The organism is Chitinophaga sp. SYP-B3965 (genome assembly GCF_009647655.1).
GTDB lineage: Bacteria > Bacteroidota > Bacteroidia > Chitinophagales > Chitinophagaceae > Chitinophaga.
Window position 1 is genome coordinate 2,096,768 of the sequence record NZ_WJFD01000001.1, and the last position, 22,944, is coordinate 2,119,711.

A 22,944-nucleotide genomic window follows, 5' to 3' on the forward strand; every position below is an offset into this window, starting at 1 on the left:
TTTGCATATGGCCCAGATATTAGATCCGAATATTCCTAAGATAGTATATTCCCGCACTTCAAAGAAGACTATGGAGGGTGAACTATTCATCAAACAGCACGTCTTTGATTATATCATATCCGGTACCTCCGATGTTTTCTTTGATGGAAAATTGCATCCGTTTAAAGCAGGAGATTTTCGGTTTGCAGCAAGAAACCGGTTGAGTAAATTCGTTAAGATCCCTCCTGCTGGCGGGGAATACCGGTCTATTTCCATTTGCATAGATCAGGATACCCTGCATGAAATAAAGGACAGCAACATTACCAATAAAAAGTTCGATAACGTATTTCTGCTGAAGCCTAATAAAGCATTCAATAATTATATCGATTCATTAATACCTTACTTAGAGAACGGAGGTGGGATCAGTGAACAATTACTGAGGGTGAAAATAAAAGAAGCGGTTTTAATTTTCCTGGAAGCAAACCCGGGTCTAAAGGATGTCCTGTTTGATTTTAGCGAACCAGGCAAGATCGATCTGGAAGCATACATGAATGAGCACTATTCTTTTAATGGCGAACTGGAGCAGTTTGCCTATTTAACTGGCAGAAGCCTTTCCACATTCAAGCGGGATTTTAAAGAGATCTTTAAAACAACGCCCAACAAGTGGCTGATGAAAAAAAGGCTGGATGATGCGTATTACCTTATCAAAGAAAGAGGATTAAGACCCAATGACGCTTATATAGAAGTGGGATTTAAAGATTATTCCCACTTCTCTTTTGCTTTCAAAAAGGTCTTTGGTTTTTCGCCCTCACTGGCCCGGTAAACAAAGGAGGGATACTCCATGTGAAGTACCCCTCCTTTGTTTTTACACTATGTCAGTTTTATTTTTTAGCCTTACTGGTCTCCTCATTTTCCTTCTTCCTGAATGCAACAATTCCCTTTATAAGGTCCAGCGGCAGCGGTTCACTATTAGGAAACTGAATGGCAGATTTACTCACTTTCAATTTCTTCAATTCTTTATCAAACTTTTTAAGCAATGCCTCACTATATGGATAAGAGAGGGAAATATGTTTGGCATACGCAGAATAATAGATCAGATACCCTTTGTATTTAAAACAGGGGATCTGGTAGCTGATCACTTCTTCTACCCCGGGTACTTCTTTATGAATAAGGTCCCGGATAGATTGCATCCTTTCCTGCAATTCTGCCGGATGAGTATGATGATATTCATCTATTGTTTTAAAATCGGTCTTTGCCATAGTGATAAATTTTAAAAGACTATACCAAAATAACTAAAATAATCCTTAATGTTTTCATAACATTCAAACATTAGCTTTACGCCATAAACTTTGATACGCGCTTTATGTCCCTTACCCAGCTCACGGATATTGAATTATTGGAAAACATCCGGTTGGGTGACAGCAGCGCATTCAGGCAATTGTTTGAACAATACTGGGAACTTTTGCACCGCCTGGCAGCTCAAAAAACCGGGGACGATGGTGATGCGGAGGATATGGTGCAGGAGTTATTTATTGAATTATGGCGCAAGAAAGCACCCATTGTACTCACCTCATCGCTTAAGACCTACCTGGTATCCTGCATGTATCTTAAGATCTTCCAACATTTCCGAAAAAAGGGCTTTCGGGAAAAACATTATGAAGCGTTTGCCCATTTTTTGGAGCAGGCCAGCACTGCACCCGACCCCATAGAATTTGAAACGGAGTACGGCAAACTACAGGAAATTGTTGAGCAGGTTGTTTCCCGGATGCCAGTACAAATGCAAACCGTGTTTTCACTTAAACACTATCACGGGGAATCTGTAGCCGGTATTGCGGAACAACTGGATATTTCCACAGAAACCGTAAAATCCCACCTGAAAACAGCCATGAGCCGCTTACGCAAAGCAGGAGAACATTATCCATCCGGCGTACTGCTACTCCCTGCATTTTTAACCATGATGGAGAGTTCATATTAAGTTAACATAGAACCACTCCCCCATTTTAGCCGGTTGTGCAATTACGATATGTATGGCACAACACAAGAAATTATTGGACCGGCTTTTCAGTCGTTTCATACAACAAAAGGGGAACAAGGAAGAACAATCAATTTTCTGGCAGTGGATCTGGCCGCTGGATGCCCGCAAACAGGTAACGAACCGGACAAAAGAGGAAAAGGACCTCGTCCGGGAAAGGTTATGGGGTAATATCTTATTAGAAACACAGCCAGCCTATTCTCCTGATCGATGGAAACAGGTTATCGCTGCCGCAGCCGTGATCACGGGTATTACTGTTGCCGGTTGGTTATTGATAAAGGAGCCCATATCTGAAAACAATACCGTATTTAAAAGTAAGGAACATGCTATCCGCAGGCTTCTTTTGCCAGACAGCACGGAAGTTGTCCTTAATGCTAATTCCTCCATACAATATAGCGCCGCTTACAACAAAAGAGACAGGCGGGTAACCTTAACAGGAGAAGGTTACTTTAAAGTGCATAAGGACAACCTTCACCCCTTTATCGTAATTACGGAAGGCCTGGAAACCCAGGCACTCGGAACAGCCTTTAATATAGAAGCCCATAAACAGGAAAACCAGATACAGATATCCCTTACCGAAGGAAAAGTGGCTGTAACGCTGGCAGATGGCCAGTTCCCCAAAAACATCCTTCATCCTGGCCAGTTGTTGCGCTATAACAAACTAACAAAGCAATCCACCACCACCAGTTTTACAACAGATGTAACCGCCTGGACAAGCGGCGGGCTTTCCTTTAATGGTATTCCACTTAAGGATGCCCTGGATAGGTTAAGCGCAGATTTCCAACTGCAACTCCGCTATTCTCCGGAACAACTGGCAGGCAAAACTGTTACTGCCTCCTTTAGCAAAACAAGCTGGCAAAATGCTTTATCCAACATCCTCTTTGCGCATGACCTCACCTATACTATGAAAGACAGTCTTATCATCATTCATTAAAAAACAAAAGAGGTGCAACGAACACCTCCTTGTTTAAAACTTGCATTAAAAAACACAAGCTTCCGTATGATCCACAATTTTACTCAAAAAAAACAAAAGCGAAAGGGGATTTTTTGCCTGCTGATGGCAGTGATCCTTTTTGGCCACCTGCCTGTACTGGCACAATTATCTGCATTAAAGGAAAAAGTAAGCATAAATCAAAACCAAACTACCGCTTTAAAGATCATTGAATTACTGGACAAACAAAGCAGTTACAGCTTTACGTATGCTCAGGAACAGTTATCCGCTGTAACCATACCATCTTTTAAAGCAGAAGGCCTCGGCGAAGCCTTAACGTTACTGCAAAAACAATACGGGCTGCAATTTGCGATCCGTGACGGCAATATCTCCATAAAGCCAGGCCCGAAACCGGAAAATAGTCCTGCATCTGCACCTCAAAAGAAACCAGGCCGCGTGACCGGAAAAATTATTGACCAGGAAAACGGGCAACCTGTTCCGGATGCTACGATCCGCATTGGCAACAAAGGTACTATCAGCGCTATTGATGGATCATTCAACCTCTCCTTGCCTACTGGCAAATACAATGCTGAAATATCCTCTCTGAGTTATGGAAGGAAACGGATCACAGATGTTGAAGTAAAAGATGATGCAGTGTTTGAACTGAATGTAACACTGAAAAGAGAAAAAGGACAGTTAGCTACAGTAGTGATAACGTCTTCTGCAAAAAAAGAAAGCATAGCATCTCTTTACAGCCGTCAGAAAAATAATGCTGCGGTATCGGATGGTATCAGTGCAGAACAGATCAGGGTAACTCCAGATAATAATGTGGCCCAGGTATTAAAGCGGGTAAGTGGCATTACAATACAGAATGAAAAGTTCGTCACCATCCGTGGTGTCAGCGACCGTTATAATAACGTATTGATCAACGGCGCTTCGCTACCAAGCACCGAACCTAACAGGCGGAACTTCAGTTTCGATATTGTACCCAGCGCCCTGTTGGATAATATCGTGGTGAATAAATCGGCCACCCCCGATCTGCCGGGTGAATTTACAGGAGGCCTGGCCCAGATCAATACCCGGGATGTGCCCCAGGAAAATTTCCTGAGCATAGCCATTGGAACAGGATTTAATACTGCCAGTGCAGGAAGGGATTTTCTGGGTTACAGGCGTGATAAGAATGCAGCACTGGGCATTGTAGATCCAGAAAGGAAATGGTTTGGAGATGGAAGGGTATTTGATCCGCCCAAATATCTTGCCCAGGCAATCTATGGCGGGGACGTAGCCTATCGCCAAAAGGTAGGCGCAGCAATACCCAATCACTGGCAAAAATATAAATATCCCTATTCACCTATGCAAAACTATCAATTAGCAGGTGGGATAAATAAATCGTTGAAGCATGAGAACAGCATAGGCGCCATAGCCGCAGTCACCTACCGCAATGAAATGGCTTATGAGGAAGGAGATTCCAGGGTACTGCAGCAAACTGATTTTGAGTCAAAGCGCTTCAAATATAACACCGCCATAGGCGCCTTGCTCAATGCAGGATTCAAAAGTAAAAGACACCGGCTGTCATGGAAGAACATCTACAATTATAAGTACAGCAACCAGTTTGATGAAATGTTTGGTGCATACATTGGTCAGCAACAGTATGCAAAAAGAACAAGTGATGTAACGCTTACAAACAGCTTATTACATACAAGACTGGAAGGAGAACACTCCATCAGCAAGATCGGTATTAAACTGGATTGGTATGGCGATTATATCCGGCAGGTACGGGAACAGCCTGATTCCCGCTTTCTGACCGGCTTAACCGGCAGGAGCGCCAGCTACATAGATGAGGTGTTTATTGACGATGATAATAGGTATGGCTATTCATTTAATAACCCCTCTATCACACAAAATGGATTATATGGCTCCCAGCTGAAAGAAATCAGAAAAAATGCAGCGGGCAATTTATCACTTCCTTTTATCATAGGCGGAGCAAAACAATTATTTAAAACAGGGTATTTGTGGTCTGACCGGGATGCTGATTTTGATGGTACAGGCATAGCTATTGTAGCTCATGGTGATTATGTCCGGACAACAGGTGGTTTGCCTTACTACCAGGTGGTTACGCAGGATGCCTTTAGAAATGGGAACCTCTCATTTCTTACTGCTTATGCAAGATCAGGCACTACGGGAGACAGGTATACAGGAAAGCAAAAGTTACGTGCATGGTATGGCATGCTTGATCTGAGATTACTAAAAAAACTCCGTTTAACAGGTGGCGTCCGCCGTGAGGACAATGAAATGATCCTATCCACTGTTTTCTATAACACCCAGGGAATGTCAGAATTCAGGGATACTGTTTACAAGGAAAATGACTGGCTTCCTTCTGCGAACCTTATTTATAGCCTTACCGATAAATTCAATATCAGGGCTGCATATAGTAAAACAATGGCACGCCCGGATTTTGTGGAAAGATCGCCTTATATCTATTTCGACTTTGCTCAGATGGTGGAAGTGATCGGCGAAAACAACCTCAAGACTTCGCGGATTAAAAACTATGATCTGCGTTTTGAATATTACCCCAGCAGTACGGAAATTTTATCTGCCTCTGTTTTTTACAAAGACTTTGATCAACCGGTAGAGATGTTCTATTTCATAGGAAGTGTTTCCAATGCAATGGTATACAGGAACCTGCACAGTGCCACGGCCAGAGGTTTTGAGTTCGATATCAGGAAATCTATGTCTTTTATATCGCGGGGTTCCTCATGGTTGCAGAACTTGTATTTTTCCGCCAACGCTACTTTCCTGAAAGGTGGTATAAAATACATCATCACAAAAAGCCCTTTCACCAGTCGTGACACCAGCTTTTTCGCTAATGGTAACCGTCCAATACAAGGCTTGTCGCCATACATCATTAACAGTAGCCTGAACTACCAAAGCAAGAGCTGGGGTCTCAATATATCGTACAACCGGTATGGCAGGAGAATAGTGAACGGTGGTATAGACCCTATACTGGTGCAATATGAAAATCCAAGAGACGTGGTGGACCTGCAACTGAGCACCAGGTTAATGAAACAGAAAGCAGAGATCAAATTTAATGTGGCGGACCTGCTTAACCAGTATTTTATTATCTATAGTAATAATATCAATTATGAGCAGGCAGCAGGCAGATACATATTCCCTCCTCAAAAGCCCAATAATGATCCTAAAGGAGATGCCTTTAATGAGGCCATGGACCTTGTAAATTATAAGGTAAAGAAAGGAACAAATTTTAGTATCGTCTTCACGTATAAACTATAATTTATGATAAGGACATCTCTCTTAATAGGCGCCATTACATTGCTGTGCACATCCTGTTCAAAGAAAGGCCAGCCTGTTGAAAAGCCGCGGTTTACCAGCCTCACGGTAAACACAATTACAGTTGATTCATTGCTCTTAAAGATCGAAACCAACAACGCAACGTTGATCAATTCAATGGTTTCTCCCGGCAGTAAAGTTGTTGCTGAAATAAACTATACAGACCCGGCACAGCGGGTCCGCATAACAGATTTACACACCAACCGTGTAATGCTGGATACACTCCTTCAATATAGCACCACGGCTATTAATAAATTCAATTTCATTCAACCTGGTGCAGGAGCAGACCTGGTATGGCTGGGCCCTCCTGTCAATGAAACAACACCACCAACCGGTAAAATGAAAATAGCTGTTTTATACGTGCAGAATAGTATGCCTGATGAAGTGAAAGTAGTGGTAGAGAACAGCGAAAGTGGCCAATCAAATCTTGATTATGCCCCGGCAGACAGCTTTTTACTTAAAAAAGGGCATCTCTCCCCCTTCTTCCCGGGATGGGCGGGACCCGTTCCAAAAAAGCCCCGGCTAAAGGTGTATACAAGCAATGCTGCACGAACACTTATAGCAGATCTCAGCAGTAATTTATTCTATGATGCAATTGAAGGTTTCTCTTTTTATTCCTTTCAGAAACCCGTTTCAGGCGCTGCATCTGCAACTAAACTTTAGTGATCATTTTAAAGACATCTCAACAATGAAATTCACTTATACCCTTCTTATTGCCCTCTTATGGACGGGCATCACTTTCGGCCAAAGCATTACGGAAGTACATATGCCGCGATATATGCAGAACTCCGGAGGACCAGCCTCCAATCCGGAAAAAGTACCGTATATCTGCCGCGTAACGATCAATGGCCTTAAGGTCAATTCAACCTACCGGTATTATAGCCGCCTGGTGGCTGCAACAGATACCGTCAGCACATCCACCTCCTCAGGAGGAGGTATGTACACGCTTGTCAATGCGGCTACAGGGAACTTTTTAAGGGTAACTACTTCGCCTGCATTTACCGTTAACACCCGTTATGCAGAGTTCACCACAGACGCCTCCGGATCAAGCTCCATTTGGTGCATGGCTGAGGGCAGTACCTCCAGCCTGTTCGATATTGGCGATACCGTATACATGAGAATTTATTTAAACGATGGTGCAGGGGGAACTACGGCAATGCATCGGTTATATGCACCAAGCCCCATTACCATTATGGCTTTTGACGAAACAGAAACGCATGTTGATCAATACACTGGTGTTACTCCTTTCACGGGTGGAACAGCCATTCGCAGTACACCTGCAACAGATGTTTCAGCGAAAAATGTGCTGATGCTGTATGATAATATTTCAGGCACAGGCCGCCCCATGGCCGGCACTGTGATAGAGGGCGATGGCGTTGCAAACACTATAGCCAACGGATATGCGCCATTCTATTCATCCCAGGTGAATGAAGTAAATAAAACCTGGGGAACCATCATCCCCAACAACCTGGCCGGAGGGATTAAAAGAATTGCTCAATACAGTCTCGCCAACGGAAGTGAAGTAGGATATAAAGTTTCGACAGCCGGCACATGGCCCCAAAATGGCGGGGGTACCGTAAGCACCGTCAACACAAGAGGTGGCACAGTGAATGTGATTGTGCTGGATGGTAGTGTACTTACACTCGGTATGCCGGTATTACAACCACAAACGATCACATTTAATGCATTACCAGCTAAAACGTATGGTGAGGGGAACTTTATTCCCGGAGCATCTGCCAGTTCCGGTCTGCCGGTTAGTTATACCAGCAGCAATACTTCAGTAGCCACCATCGTAAATGGTGAAATACATATTACAGGCGCCGGCACCACTAATATCACAGCTGAGCAACCTGGGGACGACGATCGTCAGGCAGCAATACCTGTAATGCATACACTTACCGTTAATAAAGCAGCGCTTACAATAACAGCACAAGATGTTACCATCATACAAAACGATCCTATACCAGCATTTACGATCAATTATAACGGTTTTGTGAATGGAGAGGATGTAAATGCCTTAACAACTGCAGCTACTGCCACCACCGCCATTACACAATCCAATATTGCCGGAACTTACACTATTACACCAGCTGGCGCGGTTTCCACTAATTATGATTTCACTTATGTGAACGGAACGCTCACCGTAAATGCCTCCAAACAGTCGCAGACGATTACCTTCAATTCCTTACCTGCAAAAGTATATGGGAATGCAAATTTTCCTGCCGGTGCTACTGTAAGTTCCAACTTACCATTGACCTATAGCAGCAGCAATCCCGCTGTGGCAACAATAGATAATAATGGCATTATTCATATCACGGGAACAGGCAATACCAATATTGCTGTATCGCAGAATGGCAACAATGCCTTCTTCGCGGCTACTCCTGTGAGTAGCACACTGATAGTTAACCCCGCTGTGCTTACAATTATGGCAGAAAATAAAGAAAGACTATTGGGGCAGCCTAATCCTGGGCTCTCAGTAACTTATAGTGGTTTTGTAAATAATGAAAACAGCTCAGTATTAACAGCACTGCCTGTGGTTACCACTACTGCTACGGTAGCTTCTGCTGCCGGTAATTATCCCATTACAGCGAATGGAGCGGCCGCTGTAAATTATACGATTGCCTATACCAATGGAACCTTAACTGTTTTACCACTCCCGGCACAGACAATTACTTTCAATACACTACCAATAAAACGTTATGGGAATGCTGATTTTGCCATCGGCGCCACAGCCAGTTCCGGCCTTACGGTAAGTTATACCAGCAGCAATACACAGGTGGCAACGGTAAATAATGGCATCATTCATATTGCAGGAGCAGGTACTGCAGACATTACAGCAAGCCAAACCGGTGATCCCTTTAACGCGGCAGCACAACCGGTAACACAAACACTCACTGTGCAAAAAGCCAATCTGGTTGTTTCCTCACTGGACACCATCAAAAACGAAGGCCAGCCCAACCCTGCATTTACAATAACCTATTCCGGTTTCGTGAACGGAGATGATGCCAGCGACCTTGCTACACCACCTGCAATTGCTGCAGCCACTACTGCTACATCACTGGCCGGCACCTATCCTATCACGGTATCTGGTGCAACGTCACCCAACTATAACATTGCACATATAGCCGGAAAGCTGAGCATATTCCCTCCTAATGGCAAAGATCAGGACATCGTGAATGCTCATATGAGCGCTCCGGGCAAACTGCGGGTAAACTATTACGCGCTTAAAGAGGAGAAGATCAGCTTTCAATTATTCGATAGTTATGGTAATCGCCTGCAGGGTGCAGCCCTATCCGCCAGCAAAGGTTTTAATACCTGGAATTTTGAAGTAGGTAATGTGGCTGCCGGTCTTTATTTCATAAGGATCATAGGCAGGGAAACAACCATTAAAACAAAAGTGGTCATCCGTTAAATCAACACAGACATGAAAAAGATCATTATCACACTATATTTTATTGCAACAGTAATAACATTACATGCACAGGATGGCAGTAACCAGGTGAATATCACCACCACAGCCGTTCCCTTTCTTCGCATTTCTCCTGATGCCCGGAGTGGCAGTATGGGAGAAGCAGCAATGGGCCTGTCTCCTGATGTGAACAGTGTTTTTTATAATCAGGCCAAAACATCGTTTAACACCAATAAAGCTGGTGTGGCACTTAATTATTCCCCCTGGATGAAAGAAGTGGCAGATGATATGTATTTCACTACACTGGCAGGTTTCTACAAACCAACAGACAACAAAGCCATCGCCGCTTCCCTTCGTTACTTCAGCCTGGGCAATGTTCCCATAGTAGACTACAATGGTAATAAGCTCAACACCAGCCAGCCCCGCGAGTTTGCATTCGACCTTGGTTATTCAGTGAAATTATCTCAGCATCTGGGCATTGGCCTTACTGCCCGTTATATACGTTCAAAACTGGCAACCGGTGCTGTAAACGGAACAGACTATAAAGCAGGCAGCGCCGTTGCGGCGGATCTCTCACTTTTTTATACCAATAAAAACGATGAAGGTAAAGGCTGGTCAGCAGGCCTGGCTTTATCCAATCTTGGCACCAAAATCTCCTATACGGATGATCAGTCTGATTTTATTCCGGCCAATCTCGGCGTAGGAGCCGCTTATACAGAAGTATGGGATAAAGACAATCGCATCACTATTGCGGCGGATATCAACAAACTGCTGGTACCTGCCGTACCCACAGACCAGCATGAAATTAAAAATTACTACGAAACAGGCGTTATGGAGAGCTGGCTGCAATCTTTTAACAACCAGGCCCTCCAATTAGGGACGGGGATAGAGTACCAGTATAAAGGTTTGCTAAGCCTGCGGCTTGGATACAGCACCAGGACTTACGCAGCCGGAAACTGGCAAAATCTCAGTGTTGGAACCGGGTTGAGCCTTGGTATTGCTACCATCAACTTCGCCTATCTTGTTCCTACAGGAGATAAGATAAACCGTAGCCCGCTAAGTAATACCATCCGGTTAGGCGTGGCCGTTAATATCAAATAGCAGTATAAGAACGGGGGCACACCCCGTTCTTATCGTTAAAATACTATCAGACCTCCTGACATCTACTGACACTTTTTTCAGATTTTTTCCCCTGTAACCCTATACTATCAAGGATCTATCGCTAATCCTTCAGTGGTGCTCAGTGCCAGCAAGAGTTTGAGGGTGTTTGGTAGGAGGATGACAGAAGGATGGCAGAAGGAACGGGCAATTTTTTTCTTTCCCACCTGATCTGATATTGCTATATTCGCTCCATATGAAAAAATATATCCTGCTACTTATTTTGCTCGTTTCTCTTTCAGGGTATGCCCAGCAGCAAACGATCAATAACTATAAATACGTATTGATCCCTGAAAAATATAGCTTTCTCAGGGAATCCAACCAGTATGGACTCAACTCGCTTACCAAATCCCTCATGGAAGAAAAAGGGTTTACCGCTTACTTTGATAACTCAGATGTACCGAAAGAATTGGCCGGCAACAGGTGTAATGCATTGAATGCTGAAATTGTGCAGAAAAAAGGCCTGTTCGTAACCAACCTGACGCTTATATTAAAGGACTGCCAGGGCAATATTATCTTCAAAAGCAAAGAGGGCAAAAGCAGGGAAAAAGAATTCGAAATTTCCTATACAATGGCCTTAAGGGACGCCTACACCTCCCTGAACGATGTGCCGTATGCTTATAATGGAACGGTAAACACGCCAGCCCAACAGGCAGTTACAATCCCGGCAACTGCTCCGGTAATGGCTCCAGCCCCCGCTCCTGCCCCGGCAGAAACAAAAGACGCAGCAGGAACATTATACGCCCAGCCAACACCTAACGGATACCAATTAATAGATACCACACCAAAGAAAGTTTTAACCCTGTTTAAAACTTCCGTACCTGAATATTTTATTGCCGACAACGGATCCTCTCATGGAATAGTACTGAAGAAAAACGGAGAATGGTATTTCGAATACTATAAAGACGATAAGCTTTTGGCTGAAAAACTGCTGATCAAGTTTTAAAGGTTCCCCAGGAAGCTATTGAGCGATTCACCTGTTTGCAGGCCAAGTTTTTTCCTGATCCTGTAACGGTGGATCTCCACCCCCCGTACCGTGACATTACTGAGCTGGGATATTTGCTTGGAGGAGAAGTTAAGGTATAAGTAAGCACAGATCTTCAATTCACTTTGAGATAATTTGGGGTAATTTTTCTTTAGCTTTTTCAGCAAATTATCGTTGGCTTCGTCAAAATGCACGGCAAACTTATCCCAGTTGGCATTATTATCTTCCACTTCTTTTAATAAAGAAATGATACTCTTGATATCACTTTTATTATCCGGGTTATTATCCAGTTTGATCACTTCTTCCCTTAACTTATGAAATGTATTGGCATTTTCTTCCAGCTGCATGCTTGAACTCGCCAGTTCTTTATTCTTCAAAGCCACTTCACTTGCCAGATTTTCATTCTGCAGCTTTATGATCTCCTTTTCATTTTTCTCTAATTCCAACTGATGTATATATTCTAACTGCTTTTGCTTCTCTTCAAATTTCTTTTGTTGCTGCAACAGCTTTCTGCGATGCCACCTGTTTAACAGGTAAAAAAGCAAACACAGGATAAGCAAATAAATAGCCTTCGCCCAGATCGAATTGTACCATGGCGGCATGATGATAAAAGTGTATAGGACCGGGGCTGATTCATGGTTTAAATTATCACGTGCTTTGAGGTTAAAGGTGTATTTACCAGCCGGCAGGTTCGTATAATCCTTCTCCTTTTTAGAAGTCCAGGCAGACCATTCCTTTTCATACCCTTCCAGCCGGTAACTGTATTCAATATTATTAGGGCGTCCATATATGGGAGAACTGAATTCAAAGTGAAAAGAACTGAATATGGAGGAAAGTGTAACCTCCTTTTTATTGGGGAGAAAGAATCCTCCGAATACCAGGCTATCTTTTTCTCCTATGGCTTTAATTTCATTCAACAGAACGGTTGGCTGCAACTTTTGCGCAGCATATTTCTCGTAATCAATGTGTATGGCGCCATTTTCGGAGCCTATAAAAATGTTCTGCTGATTGTAGGGATAGATATTATCAAAATTAGACAATGTATAACCCTCCAATTCCGGGAAATAAGAAATGGTATAAGGCTGATGCTGATCATTGGGGGAGAAATGCGCAATACCCAGTTTCTTCCCGCTGCAGAACCATATATTGCCTTTATCATCCTCTTTCATATATCGTACCGGCAGGCCATTGAAAACGGACAAAAACTTTGATGGAACTAATTTAGCTGTAGCCGGATCAAATTCATATACCCCCGATTCTGTTGAAAACACGATCCGGTTCCTGATCTTAAATACGTAATTGTTAAAATTGGAAGGCAAGCCATCCGTGCTTGTAAAAAGACGGGTATTGTATTTCATACTGTCCGGAGATACCTGGATCTGGTAAATACCCCGATAGGGATGCGATGCCCAGATGCCCCCGGCTTCATCCTGTACTAAAAACCGGTAGGAATCTGATTTCCCCTTTAAAGCGCCCTTGCTATGAAATCCATTGCCATCGTATTGCAACAGATCAAGCCCCCAATAAGTACCCACCACGATATCCGTTACGGGATATACAGATGAAGTGGGCAAAAAAGTCCAGCTGCCTGCTCCGGCGGAAACTGGTACTGCTTGTTTGTTCTTTATAATAAAAACACCCTTATTATGCGCCAGGAAGATCTCCTGGTTTATTTCTTCCAGTTGCCAGCCCTCACCATAATCGCTGTTCTTCACTAATGAAAATCTGCTTTTTATCAGGCTCAGGTCTCCTTTAAGATCAGATAAGGGGGCCATAAAAAGGCCATTGGAGGAAGATACATAGAGGTCGTTCTTAAAAATAATGGAAGAATAGCCTATTACATTATTGACCGTATCCGGAGTTAGGAATTTTATGGGAGAATTATAGTTGATCAGGCTAATGGAATTGTCCACCCCCACCCATATATTCTTTTCCTTATCAACAAAAACGGCTGTAGCGTTATTATTCTTCAATCCTTCCTTAACAGATATGCGCTGTATGAACTGATGGTGGAAGTTTTGTATCACACACCCCAGCTTGGAAGTGGATTTAACGTATTCGGAATCACTGATCCTGGCAAAAGAAGGGGTATACAGATCTTCCCAGGGGATATTCTGGATGCGGCTGATGGAATCATTTTGTAAGGAGAAGAACTTGTTATCGATGGTGGCAATGATGTATGTGTGCTCTCCATTCTCAAAGATGTCCGCCGGCACCAAACCTTTTAGCATACTGCCGTTTATTAGCGGCATCCATTTGTTCCGTTTATATTCCAGCAAACCTGTTTGTTGATCCATGGCCAAAAGCCTTCCCCCTGCTTCTCCCAGGAACAGCCATTCCCCTTTGGATGGCAGGAAAACCTCGATACGGTTGTTAGCCAGCTTAAAAATGCGGTCAGAAGCCCGGAAAAAGATGGATTCCCCCAAAGCAACCGTATTCCAGATATCTGAAAAATTCCGGTATTGGGCTGGGATCATATTTTTCACAGAAGTATACTGCAAAACGTTATTGGCGCCCGGCTCAAAATAACCGATCTCATCCTGCCCTCCCACATACACCCTGTCGTGTTTATCAATATAGATAGAGCGTAAAATGGTCTTATTCGGTAAGGGGTACAACTTCCAGAAACCGCCGTTAAACGTTACAAGGCCTTCATCATTGGCAAAATACATGATCCCCCTGCTGTCCTGCTTAATATCCCAGGTGCGTAACCCGCCTTTGTACAGGGCCTTATTATAATTTATGATCAGGGGGAGCCCCAAAGTATTCTGTGCGGAAACGGGAATTGAACTAAACGTTAATAAAATAGTTATATACGCAAGGGCCTTTTTCATATGCAGTTAAGCTTTCCTTATGAGGTAGTGTGTGGTGTACGTGAGGTTTTGATGTAGTATGAATTTAGTGATAATTAATGAATTACGAAATAATGTGTGAGGTTATGATGTGGTGGATTGCCCGGTAATCTAACGATACAATCCTATTTTTACTTATCCCCTGTTTCTAACAACATTATCCACGCTAAAAAATTACGTTATGAAGAGAAAACTTTACCTCACTTTAATAACCGTGTTCCTATTATCCGTCATTCATTTAACCACCCAGGCACAAAACAGAACGTTGAAAGGCAGGGTTTTAGATGATAAAGGCAGCCCAATACCCGGGGCCGCCATCAGGATAAAGAATAATCCCACGGTCGGCACCGTTACTTCCGGAGAAGGCACATTTAGCCTTTCTGTGCCATCTACTGCAGATTCCCTCCGGATAACTGCTTTAAGCTTTAAAGAACAGATCATCGCCATTTCGGATGATGTGGAAGTAAGGCTGCTCCTGTCCGAAACACAAATGGACGAAGTAGTAGTGGTGGGTTATGGCACTCAAAGAAAGGGTGATCTGACTGCTCCTATTAGTACTGTAAACACCGCAGAAATGTTAAAACGAACAACAGCTACCCCCATGGATGCCATTCAGGGTAGTGTACCGGGTGTGCAGATAATAACCAGCGGAGCTCCTGGCAGTGCTCCTGATGTACGCGTACGCGGGATCGGCTCATTTAACAATACAAATCCGCTGTATGTAGTAGACGGGATGTTTGTAGAAAATATCAATTTCCTGAATCCTAACGATATCGCAGAGATATCTGTGTTGAAAGATGCTTCCGGGGCCGCTATTTATGGTGTGCGGGCAGCCAATGGCGTGGTGCTGATCACCACTAAAAAAGGGAAGCTGAATATGAAGACCCGCGTCACCTATAATGGATATGTGGGTGTGCAGGTACCTACCAATGTACTTAAAATGGCTAACGGGGCACAATACACTTCTTTTTCTTTACAAAGGAAAACGCCCCAGGATAGTTCAACTGCCATGCTTTCCGCCCAGAGATTTGGCGGCAGCGGGATTGCCCCTACTACCAATACGGACTGGTATGATGAATTGCTTCGCGATCAGGCATTGATCACCAACCATGGTATAGATCTGCAGGGTGGCAGTGATAAAGTGATCTATTCTTTCGGGATCAATTATGCCTATCAGAATGGTATTATGGAGGCGGAGAACAATTTTAAAAGATATAATATCAGGTTACAGGTGGAGGCAAATGCCTTTTCATGGCTGAAGGTTGGTTTCACATCCACCCTTACCAACTCCACGCAGTTCAACGCTCCAAACGTTGCTTTCTCACAGGCTTATTCCTCTACGCCATTATTCCCTGTGTATGATGAACAAAACACCAATGCAGCTCCGGTAAAGTTTGCCAATGCATCCTTCATCGGCAGAGAAGATGCCAACCCGGTTGCCACAGCTTATTATAATTTCGACAGGGAAAAGAGGTTCCAGGTATTGCCCAGCATTTATGCCGAAGCAGCTTTCTGGAACAATAAGTTCACCTTCCGCTCGCAATTAAGCCAGTTATATTCTTCCAGCCACAGGATCAATTATAGCCCGGAACGTAATTTAGGACCAGGCACCCAGGTCACCTTCTCCAATTTAAGGTCTACCCAGGAACGCAACACAAATTATATCCTGGACAATCTGCTGACTTACAAAGACAGCAAAGGCGCCCACCACTGGTCTATCTTACTGGGTCAATCCACCCGGGAAGAAAGATGGCGGCAAACATGGGTATCTGCAGACAACGTTCCTAATATAGAAGAATCATGGTATGTAAATCAGGGTACCCGGAATGCGGGAGGATACAATGAAGATGGCGTACGTAATGCAACCCTTTCTTACTTTACCCGTGGTACTTACGATTTTGATAATAAATACCTGCTCACGGCAACGTTCCGGGCAGATGGCAGCTCCAAGTACCAAACCAAATGGGGCTATTTTCCTTCAGTGGGTCTCGGATGGGTTTTAACCAATGAAAATTTCATGAAGGGACAAAGGCTCTTTGATTTTCTTAAACTACGCGGCAGCTGGGGCAAACTCGGGAACGATGGTGTAAATGCCAATGCAGCATATGCTATTGTGAACAGCGGGAATCCTAATTCGGCGATATTTGGAAGCACTGCCACTGCAGATGGGCAATACCTGCCGGGGTATAACGTAAAAAGGAATTTCACCAATTTACTCTGGGAAATAGTAACGGAATGGGACGGGGGTATTGATTTTGAAGCGTTGAACAGGAGATTAAGCGGTTCAGTGGATTATTACCACCGTACAACAACCGGATCAGCATTTAACAAACCTCTTTCGTCCACCTATGACATCATTTATGGTAACTGGGCCGATATGGCGAACAGCGGTTTTGATGTTCAACTGAACTGGAGCGATAAAATTGGAAAACTGTCCTATCACATCGGTGGAAATTTTTCCACACTGAAAAACAGGGTCACCAATCTGGGATCACTTCCTGCTTCAACAAGCGGATTCCCGGAATGGATGGCTGAATTTCCTAACCGCATTGTAGTAGGCCAGCCTATCAACTATTTTTATGGATATGAATTTATAGGGGTATATCAAACCGACGATGAAATAAGCAAAGACCCGATTTCTTCAAATTACAACAGTACCGCCATAGCCAAGATACAACCCGGATTTCCCAAATATAAAGATCAGGACGGGGATGGCGAACTCACCAATGCAGACCGTGTGAATATTGGTAGTTATATACCAACGCTCAGTTATGGTTTTAACCTGGGCCTTGAATACGCGAACATTGACTTTAGCATATTCTTCCAGGGTGTTTCTGGAAACAAGATACTCAATCTGAACCGCGGAAAACTTTACAAAGCATCCACATCGCTGAATATCGATGAAGAATTTGCCAGCAATCTCTGGACAGGCCCTGGTTCTACCAATGCCTATCCATCCGCTAACGCACTGCGTGATTCATGGTTTAAAGTGAGTAATTCATTCTTTACAGAAAGCGGTGCTTACCTGCGCATACAAAATATACAACTGGGATACAATTTCAACTTAAACCAAAACAAGGCGCCGATCAAAATGCGGGTGTTCGCTACAGCAGACAGGCCATTTATCTTTTCCCGGTACAATGGATTTACGCCGGAAGTAAGTGGTCTGGGATACGACGTGAATGTATATCCCATTTCTGCTACATATAGCTTTGGTGTTAGAGCTACTTTCTAATTGTATCATCCTATTAAAAAAGCACATTATGAAACTATATAAATTAGCCATAAGCCTGACGATAATGATTATCCTCTCAGCAGGTTGTTCCAAGTTTTTAGATCGTCCGTTGGAAAATAGAGGACAGGCCGCTAAAATTAACTATGCAGACCTTACATTAATGTACAGGCCAGTGTCTGGCGTTTATAGAACTGCCAGCAGCGGTACGTTTGCTAAATGGATCAGCGTAGCTATCAGATCCGTGCGCAGTGATGAGATAGAACCGGGCAATGATGATGCCGGACAAATTGCGATCCATAATTTTCAGAATAATGTTACCGTGAAGAGCTATTGGGGGATCAATGATATGTGGATCAGTCTTTATGGCGTAGTATTAGATGCCAATTCTGCACTGGCCGAATTAGATGAATTTGCCAAAAACATACCCGCAGGTGATGCCGCTAACACCAAACTGCTTGCACAATACCGCGCAGAGGTAAGGTTCTTCAGAGCATTGGGGCATTATTGGATCTCCAGGTATTATGGAGATATTCCTATACTCGGACAGGAAAGTAATGATCCTACCAACCTGGGCAATGCCACTAAAAGTAAGGTGGAGGATATCAGGAAACATGTGATAGAGGAAATGGACTTCTGCATCGCCAACCTTGAAGATGCCAGGCCCAACCAGGTAGCAGCACCCAGGCAGGGGGCAGTAACAAAGTATACCGCCTTAATGCTGAAAGCCAAGGTGGCCATGGACCTCGCTGGCAATAATAATGCAAGTCCTAATTGGGATGTTGTACTGGAAACCACCAATCAGATCATCAACAGCCATAAGTTTTCATTGTTCGGCGACTATTACCAGTTGTTCAAAAAGCCCGGCAAACTTTGCGATGAATCGATATTAGAATTTCAGTTTTCTGATTTTGGAACAGAATCAGGTGACGTAGTTACCTCTGGCGGCGCTAATGAAAGCTGGGGCAATTTCTACCTGTTCCAGGGGCCCGAAAATACTTTTGGAACACCCATCACCGGCCCCGGCTGGATGGTGCCAACGCAAAAAGCAGTAGATTTTCTGACTGCCCGTAACGATGCACTCCGGTTAAAAACAGCGATACAATATTGCGGTGTAAACGGAGCCCCCAATACAGTTAGTGTTACTCCCGATGGCGATCAGATTTCCGGAAATGCCGGGCGGAAAAAATACTTTAACGGCAAGTCTTATTTCCCTAAATCCCAGATGACGCCAGGCAGGCAGGATTATGGCTCCAATAACAATGTACGCATCTTCAGGTATGCAGAAGTATTGCTGATGAATGCAGAAGCAAAGATCCGCAAAGGGCAGAACGGAGATGGTCCATTGAATGAAGTGCGCGTCCGCGTAAACCTTGGTCCTCTTACAAACGCCACCATACAACAGCTGATGGATGAACGCCGTGCCGAACTTATCTGCGAGTGGTGGGGAGAAAGATTTAATGATCTGCTCAGAACGGGTCAGGCAGCTACAGTACTCCCTGGATTTGTAACTGGCCAAAGTGAATACCTTCCTATTCCCCAGGCACAGGAAGACATTAATTCAAATCTCAAGTAAAACTACTTATCTTTCTTTCAAAGAAGGCATGATGCTATTCATCATGCCTTCTTTCTAAATTCATACAAATGACATGTTCACGTACAGGGTTGATCATCCTTCTCCTATTCATTTCCCAATACACCAACGCGCAGAAAAAAACAATCAACACCTCCTGGAAACTTGCATGGAGTGATGAATTCAATTATAAAGGTCTCCCCGATGCTAAAAAATGGGGATACGATGTCGGCAAGAGTGGTTGGGGAAATAATGAATTACAGAATTATACCGCAGATGATACTACTACAGCCAAAGTGGGCAATGGTGTACTGCAAATAACAGCCAACAGGCATATTCAAGGCACCGATACATCCTATACCTCCGCCAGGCTGCTTACCAAAAACAAATACGATTGGACATACGGAAGAATAGAAGTCCGCGCGAAAATAGCCAAAGGGCTTGGTGTTTTACCTGCTGTATGGATGCTGGCTTCCACACGGAAATACGGTGGCTGGCCTAACATGGGCGAAATTGATATCATGGAGCATATCGAATGGCATACTGACAGCATCTATCAGACTGTTCATACAGGTGCCTATAATCATACAAAGGGAACGCAAAGAGGCGTCAGAACTTATCTGCCGAAAGCATGGGATGCTTTTCATATTTATGCCATGGAATGGACACCGGAAGGCATTGATTATTTCATTGACGGCATACACAGGTATCATTTCCCCAACGAACATAAAACACCAGCGGAATGGCCCTTCGATGCGCCGTTTCATATCATTATGAATATTTCTGTGGGTGGTAAATGGGAAGGTGCTAAAGGGATTGATCCTTCAATATTTCCAGCTAAGTTGCTGATAGATTATGTAAGAGTGTACCAGGATAAGAAATAAGTTAATTATTTAAAGGCTTCAGGTTGTTGACCTGAAGCCTTTTATAACGCCGGCCTAAACTACCCATTCGGTGGGTGCCTTACCAAATTTCTTCTTAAAAGAATGCGAGAAATGAGAAAGGCTTTCAAATCCCAGGTCAAGATAGATTGCGGATGGCTTTTTGTTCTTTTTTTCTATCAGATAACGGGCTTCTGCCAACCTCCTTTCCAGTAACCACTGCCGCGGAGCCATTTCGAATATTTTTTGGAAATCACGCTTGAACCCGGCAAGACTTCTTCCTGCAAGCCGTGCAAATTGTTCAACAGGAATGTTGTAATGAAAATTGCTGACCATGAATTTTTCCAAATCCATCTTATAAGGGTCAGAAAAATCGAACAGGAGTTCTCTGAGTCCGGGCATGATATCCAGGAGGAGGTACACCGCCTCTTTTACTTTAAGCATGCCCACCTCAGTGGTTATCTTTTTTTCCGGATGACGGACATACGGAAGCAAGGATTGAAAAAAAGCATGTAAAAAATCGTTCCCGGGGATCAGGAGGCTGGAAGGACCTGTGTATTTATGTCCTATTTCTATTTGCTCTTCAAGCGCTATTTTTCTGAGCAGGTCTTCTTTCAGCCGAATGACAATGGTTTGATACCCCTCCCCGTCCAAAGGAGTTTTGGTAATTTGTCCTAATTGATTTTTTCGTACCAGCAACGTTTCACCACCATCCATTGAGATCTTCTGGCTGGCAGTTTCCAGGGTGAACCGGCCTAAAACCTGAAATATCAACGTATTATCCTCCATGAAGGCAACCTTCTCTTTCCTCATAGCCGAGTAATAAGAGAAAAAGATGACCCCCGGAAGTATCTCTGTTGGATTCGTCATGTTGTGAAGTTACTAAACTGGTGGAGTTATGAGCAATTCCGCTACCGCTGCAGGTAAGTACCTCCCAATATAGCACCTGGCGAAAAATGTGTATTAAGTGTATTTAACTCCTCAGGCGTGAAGGCAATTTCCATGGCCTGCAGGTTTTCCGGCAACCGTGATCTCCGGCTCATGCTTACCAATGGCATAATATGATCGCCCTGTATGTTCACCCAGGCTATCGCCAGCTGTGCAGGGGTGTATCCTTTCTCTTTTGCCATTTGCTTTAATACTTCCACTTTTTCCAGGTTCTTTATCAAATTCTTTCCCTGGAAACGTGAGAAGTGAAGATGGTATGAATTGGCCGGAAGAGGCGCTTTCATTTCACCGGTGAGCAGACCTTCAGCCGTATTGGCAAATGCCACAACACCTATCCCCAGCTCTTTAGCCGTAGGAAGCAGGTCACTTTCTATCTGGCGATCTGCTAACGAATAGCCTATTTCCAATGCTGTAACAGGGTGAATCTTATTCGCTTTACGCAATTGATCTGCGGTTATTTCAGATACGCCGAGATAACGCACTTTTCCTGCTTTGATCAGATCAGCGACAGTTCCGATCACGTCTTCCACCGGAACACTGTTATCAAGCCTGCAGGGCTGATAAAGATCGATGGTATCTACCCCCAAACGTACCAAAGAATAATCGATAAAGTTTTTGATAGCTATGGGGCGTAGGTCCAATCCAAGAAACTGACCATCGTAAACGATCCCGCCAAACTTAACACTGATAAATGCGTCGTCCCTCCTGCCCTTGATGGCCTTACCTACAAGCAGTTCATTATGCCCGCTACCGTAAAAATCTCCTGTATTCAGAAAGTTAATGCCGCTGTCCAATGCCATCTGAATGGTAGCAATACTTTCACGTTCATCATTCTTAGGTCCTCCCCAAACAGGCGACATACGCATACAACCTAATCCGAGCCTGGACACGAGTGGTCCATTTTTGCCTAAAGGTATCTTTGTTATTGTTGTCATTGATTTCATTTTATTGATTAACGACACAAAGATCAGCCTTTGGTACCCACGGCGGCTTTCTCCCATAGCTCAATTTACTTGTCTGGGTGGCTCAGTTGCACAAACTGCCTTTATAATTGACATAAACACCCCTTATAAGAGAACCCCATCCGTTTTAACTTTGTCCATATGAGTAATATCAACAACACCATCGCCGGACTCGAACTCGCCCAAATCGGTTGGGTAGTCCCGGACATTCATGCTGCTGTAAAATTCCTTTCAGGCGCCTTGGGCATAGCTGGCTTCCCTGAGCCGGAGCATGTCCGGGCACAGGATCTGGATATGAGCTATCATGGCAAGGTAGTGGCCGCCGAATGGCTGACTACGCAAACCTATAACGGAGGTACATTCATCGAACTCATTCAGCCGCTTTCTGGCCAAAGCATGTTCCATGACTATCTTGCGAAGTATCCCTTAGGAGGAACACAGCATCTTGCATTCCGCTTGCCGGTTAGCGATTTCGATCGTATCACCAGTGATCTGCGTGAACAAGGTTATGCGGTTATCAGCGAAGTGGATCATCCTATTGCACGGATGGCTTTCTTCGATACTTACGAAACGCTGGGTGTTGCTACTGAGATCATGGGGATTACGCCGGAGGGATGGAAGGCCATTAAGCAAATGGAAAAGGCCAGGTGAGAA

Annotated in this window: 16 protein-coding genes; 12 read left to right on the top strand and 4 right to left on the bottom strand. The window is 44.0% G+C overall.

The annotated features are described in order from the left end of the window. Positions 1–7: 7 nt before the first annotated feature. A complete protein-coding gene (locus GFS24_RS08115; protein ID WP_153659072.1) occupies positions 8–802 on the top strand; it encodes an AraC family transcriptional regulator in 795 nt (264 codons plus the stop codon). A 58-nt stretch (positions 803–860) separates the two neighbouring features. Here the strand turns inward: GFS24_RS08115 and GFS24_RS08120 are convergent, their stop codons facing one another. Further along, a complete protein-coding gene (locus GFS24_RS08120) occupies positions 861–1,238 on the bottom strand; it encodes an iron chaperone (protein WP_153659073.1) in 378 nt (125 codons plus the stop codon). A gap of 104 nt (positions 1,239–1,342) precedes the next feature. Between GFS24_RS08120 and GFS24_RS08125 the strand changes: the two genes are divergently transcribed. The 7 genes from GFS24_RS08125 to GFS24_RS08155 all read left to right on the top strand — a co-directional run bounded on the left by GFS24_RS08125 (position 1,343) and on the right by GFS24_RS08155 (position 11,803). Next, complete coding sequence (locus tag GFS24_RS08125; protein WP_153659074.1) at positions 1,343–1,954, top strand: RNA polymerase sigma factor; 612 nt, start codon at positions 1,343–1,345, stop codon at positions 1,952–1,954. A 52-nt stretch (positions 1,955–2,006) separates the two neighbouring features. Continuing rightward, a complete protein-coding gene (locus tag GFS24_RS08130) occupies positions 2,007–2,945 on the top strand; it encodes a FecR family protein (protein WP_153659075.1) in 939 nt (312 codons plus the stop codon). 123 nt (positions 2,946–3,068) lie between these two features. Next, positions 3,069–6,233 (top strand): TonB-dependent receptor domain-containing protein, encoded by a 3,165-nt coding sequence (locus tag GFS24_RS08135; protein WP_173003008.1) that lies wholly within the window; start codon positions 3,069–3,071, stop codon positions 6,231–6,233. A 3-nt stretch (positions 6,234–6,236) separates the two neighbouring features. Next, positions 6,237–6,953, top strand: a complete 717-nt coding sequence (locus GFS24_RS08140) for a hypothetical protein (protein WP_153659077.1) — start codon at positions 6,237–6,239, stop codon at positions 6,951–6,953. A 25-nt stretch (positions 6,954–6,978) separates the two neighbouring features. Further along, positions 6,979–9,702: an MBG domain-containing protein gene (locus GFS24_RS08145; RefSeq protein WP_173003009.1), complete on the top strand. Its 2,724-nt coding sequence runs from the start codon at positions 6,979–6,981 to the stop codon at positions 9,700–9,702. Positions 9,703–9,714: 12 nt separating this feature from the next. Then, positions 9,715–10,800, top strand: a complete 1,086-nt coding sequence (gene porV / locus GFS24_RS08150; protein ID WP_153659079.1) for a type IX secretion system outer membrane channel protein PorV — start codon at positions 9,715–9,717, stop codon at positions 10,798–10,800. Positions 10,801–11,053: 253 nt separating this feature from the next. Continuing rightward, entirely contained in the window at positions 11,054–11,803 is a 750-nt protein-coding gene (locus GFS24_RS08155; RefSeq protein ID WP_153659080.1) for a hypothetical protein, read from the top strand. Here the strand turns inward: GFS24_RS08155 and GFS24_RS08160 are convergent. After that, on the bottom strand, positions 11,800–14,676 hold the full coding sequence (locus GFS24_RS08160; protein ID WP_153659081.1) for a triple tyrosine motif-containing protein: 2,877 nt from the start codon (positions 14,674–14,676) through the stop codon (positions 11,800–11,802). The genes GFS24_RS08155 and GFS24_RS08160 overlap by 4 nt on opposite strands. Before the next feature lie 199 nt (positions 14,677–14,875). Between GFS24_RS08160 and GFS24_RS08165 the strand changes: the two genes are divergently transcribed. The 3 genes from GFS24_RS08165 to GFS24_RS08175 all read left to right on the top strand — a co-directional run bounded on the left by GFS24_RS08165 (position 14,876) and on the right by GFS24_RS08175 (position 20,383). Continuing rightward, positions 14,876–17,929, top strand: a complete 3,054-nt coding sequence (locus GFS24_RS08165) for a TonB-dependent receptor (protein ID WP_153659082.1) — start codon at positions 14,876–14,878, stop codon at positions 17,927–17,929. Positions 17,930–17,957: 28 nt separating this feature from the next. Next, positions 17,958–19,502, top strand: a complete 1,545-nt coding sequence (locus GFS24_RS08170; protein WP_173003010.1) for a RagB/SusD family nutrient uptake outer membrane protein — start codon at positions 17,958–17,960, stop codon at positions 19,500–19,502. A gap of 68 nt (positions 19,503–19,570) precedes the next feature. Continuing rightward, entirely contained in the window at positions 19,571–20,383 is an 813-nt protein-coding gene (locus tag GFS24_RS08175) for a family 16 glycosylhydrolase (RefSeq protein ID WP_153659084.1), read from the top strand. A 54-nt stretch (positions 20,384–20,437) separates the two neighbouring features. Here GFS24_RS08175 and GFS24_RS08180 read toward each other — a convergent pair whose 3' ends face one another. Together GFS24_RS08180 and GFS24_RS08185 are read right to left on the bottom strand one after the other, a co-directional pair. Beyond that, positions 20,438–21,250 (bottom strand): AraC family transcriptional regulator, encoded by an 813-nt coding sequence (locus GFS24_RS08180; RefSeq protein WP_153659085.1) that lies wholly within the window; start codon positions 21,248–21,250, stop codon positions 20,438–20,440. A gap of 41 nt (positions 21,251–21,291) precedes the next feature. Beyond that, the gene (locus GFS24_RS08185) at positions 21,292–22,263 is read right to left on the bottom strand and encodes an aldo/keto reductase (protein WP_153659086.1); all 972 of its coding nucleotides are present in this window, start codon (positions 22,261–22,263) and stop codon (positions 21,292–21,294) included. A 168-nt stretch (positions 22,264–22,431) separates the two neighbouring features. On the opposite strand from GFS24_RS08185, the gene GFS24_RS08190 reads away from it, so the two are divergent. Beyond that, the gene (locus GFS24_RS08190) at positions 22,432–22,941 is read left to right on the top strand and encodes a VOC family protein (protein ID WP_153659087.1); all 510 of its coding nucleotides are present in this window, start codon (positions 22,432–22,434) and stop codon (positions 22,939–22,941) included. Positions 22,942–22,944: the final 3 nt, after the last annotated feature.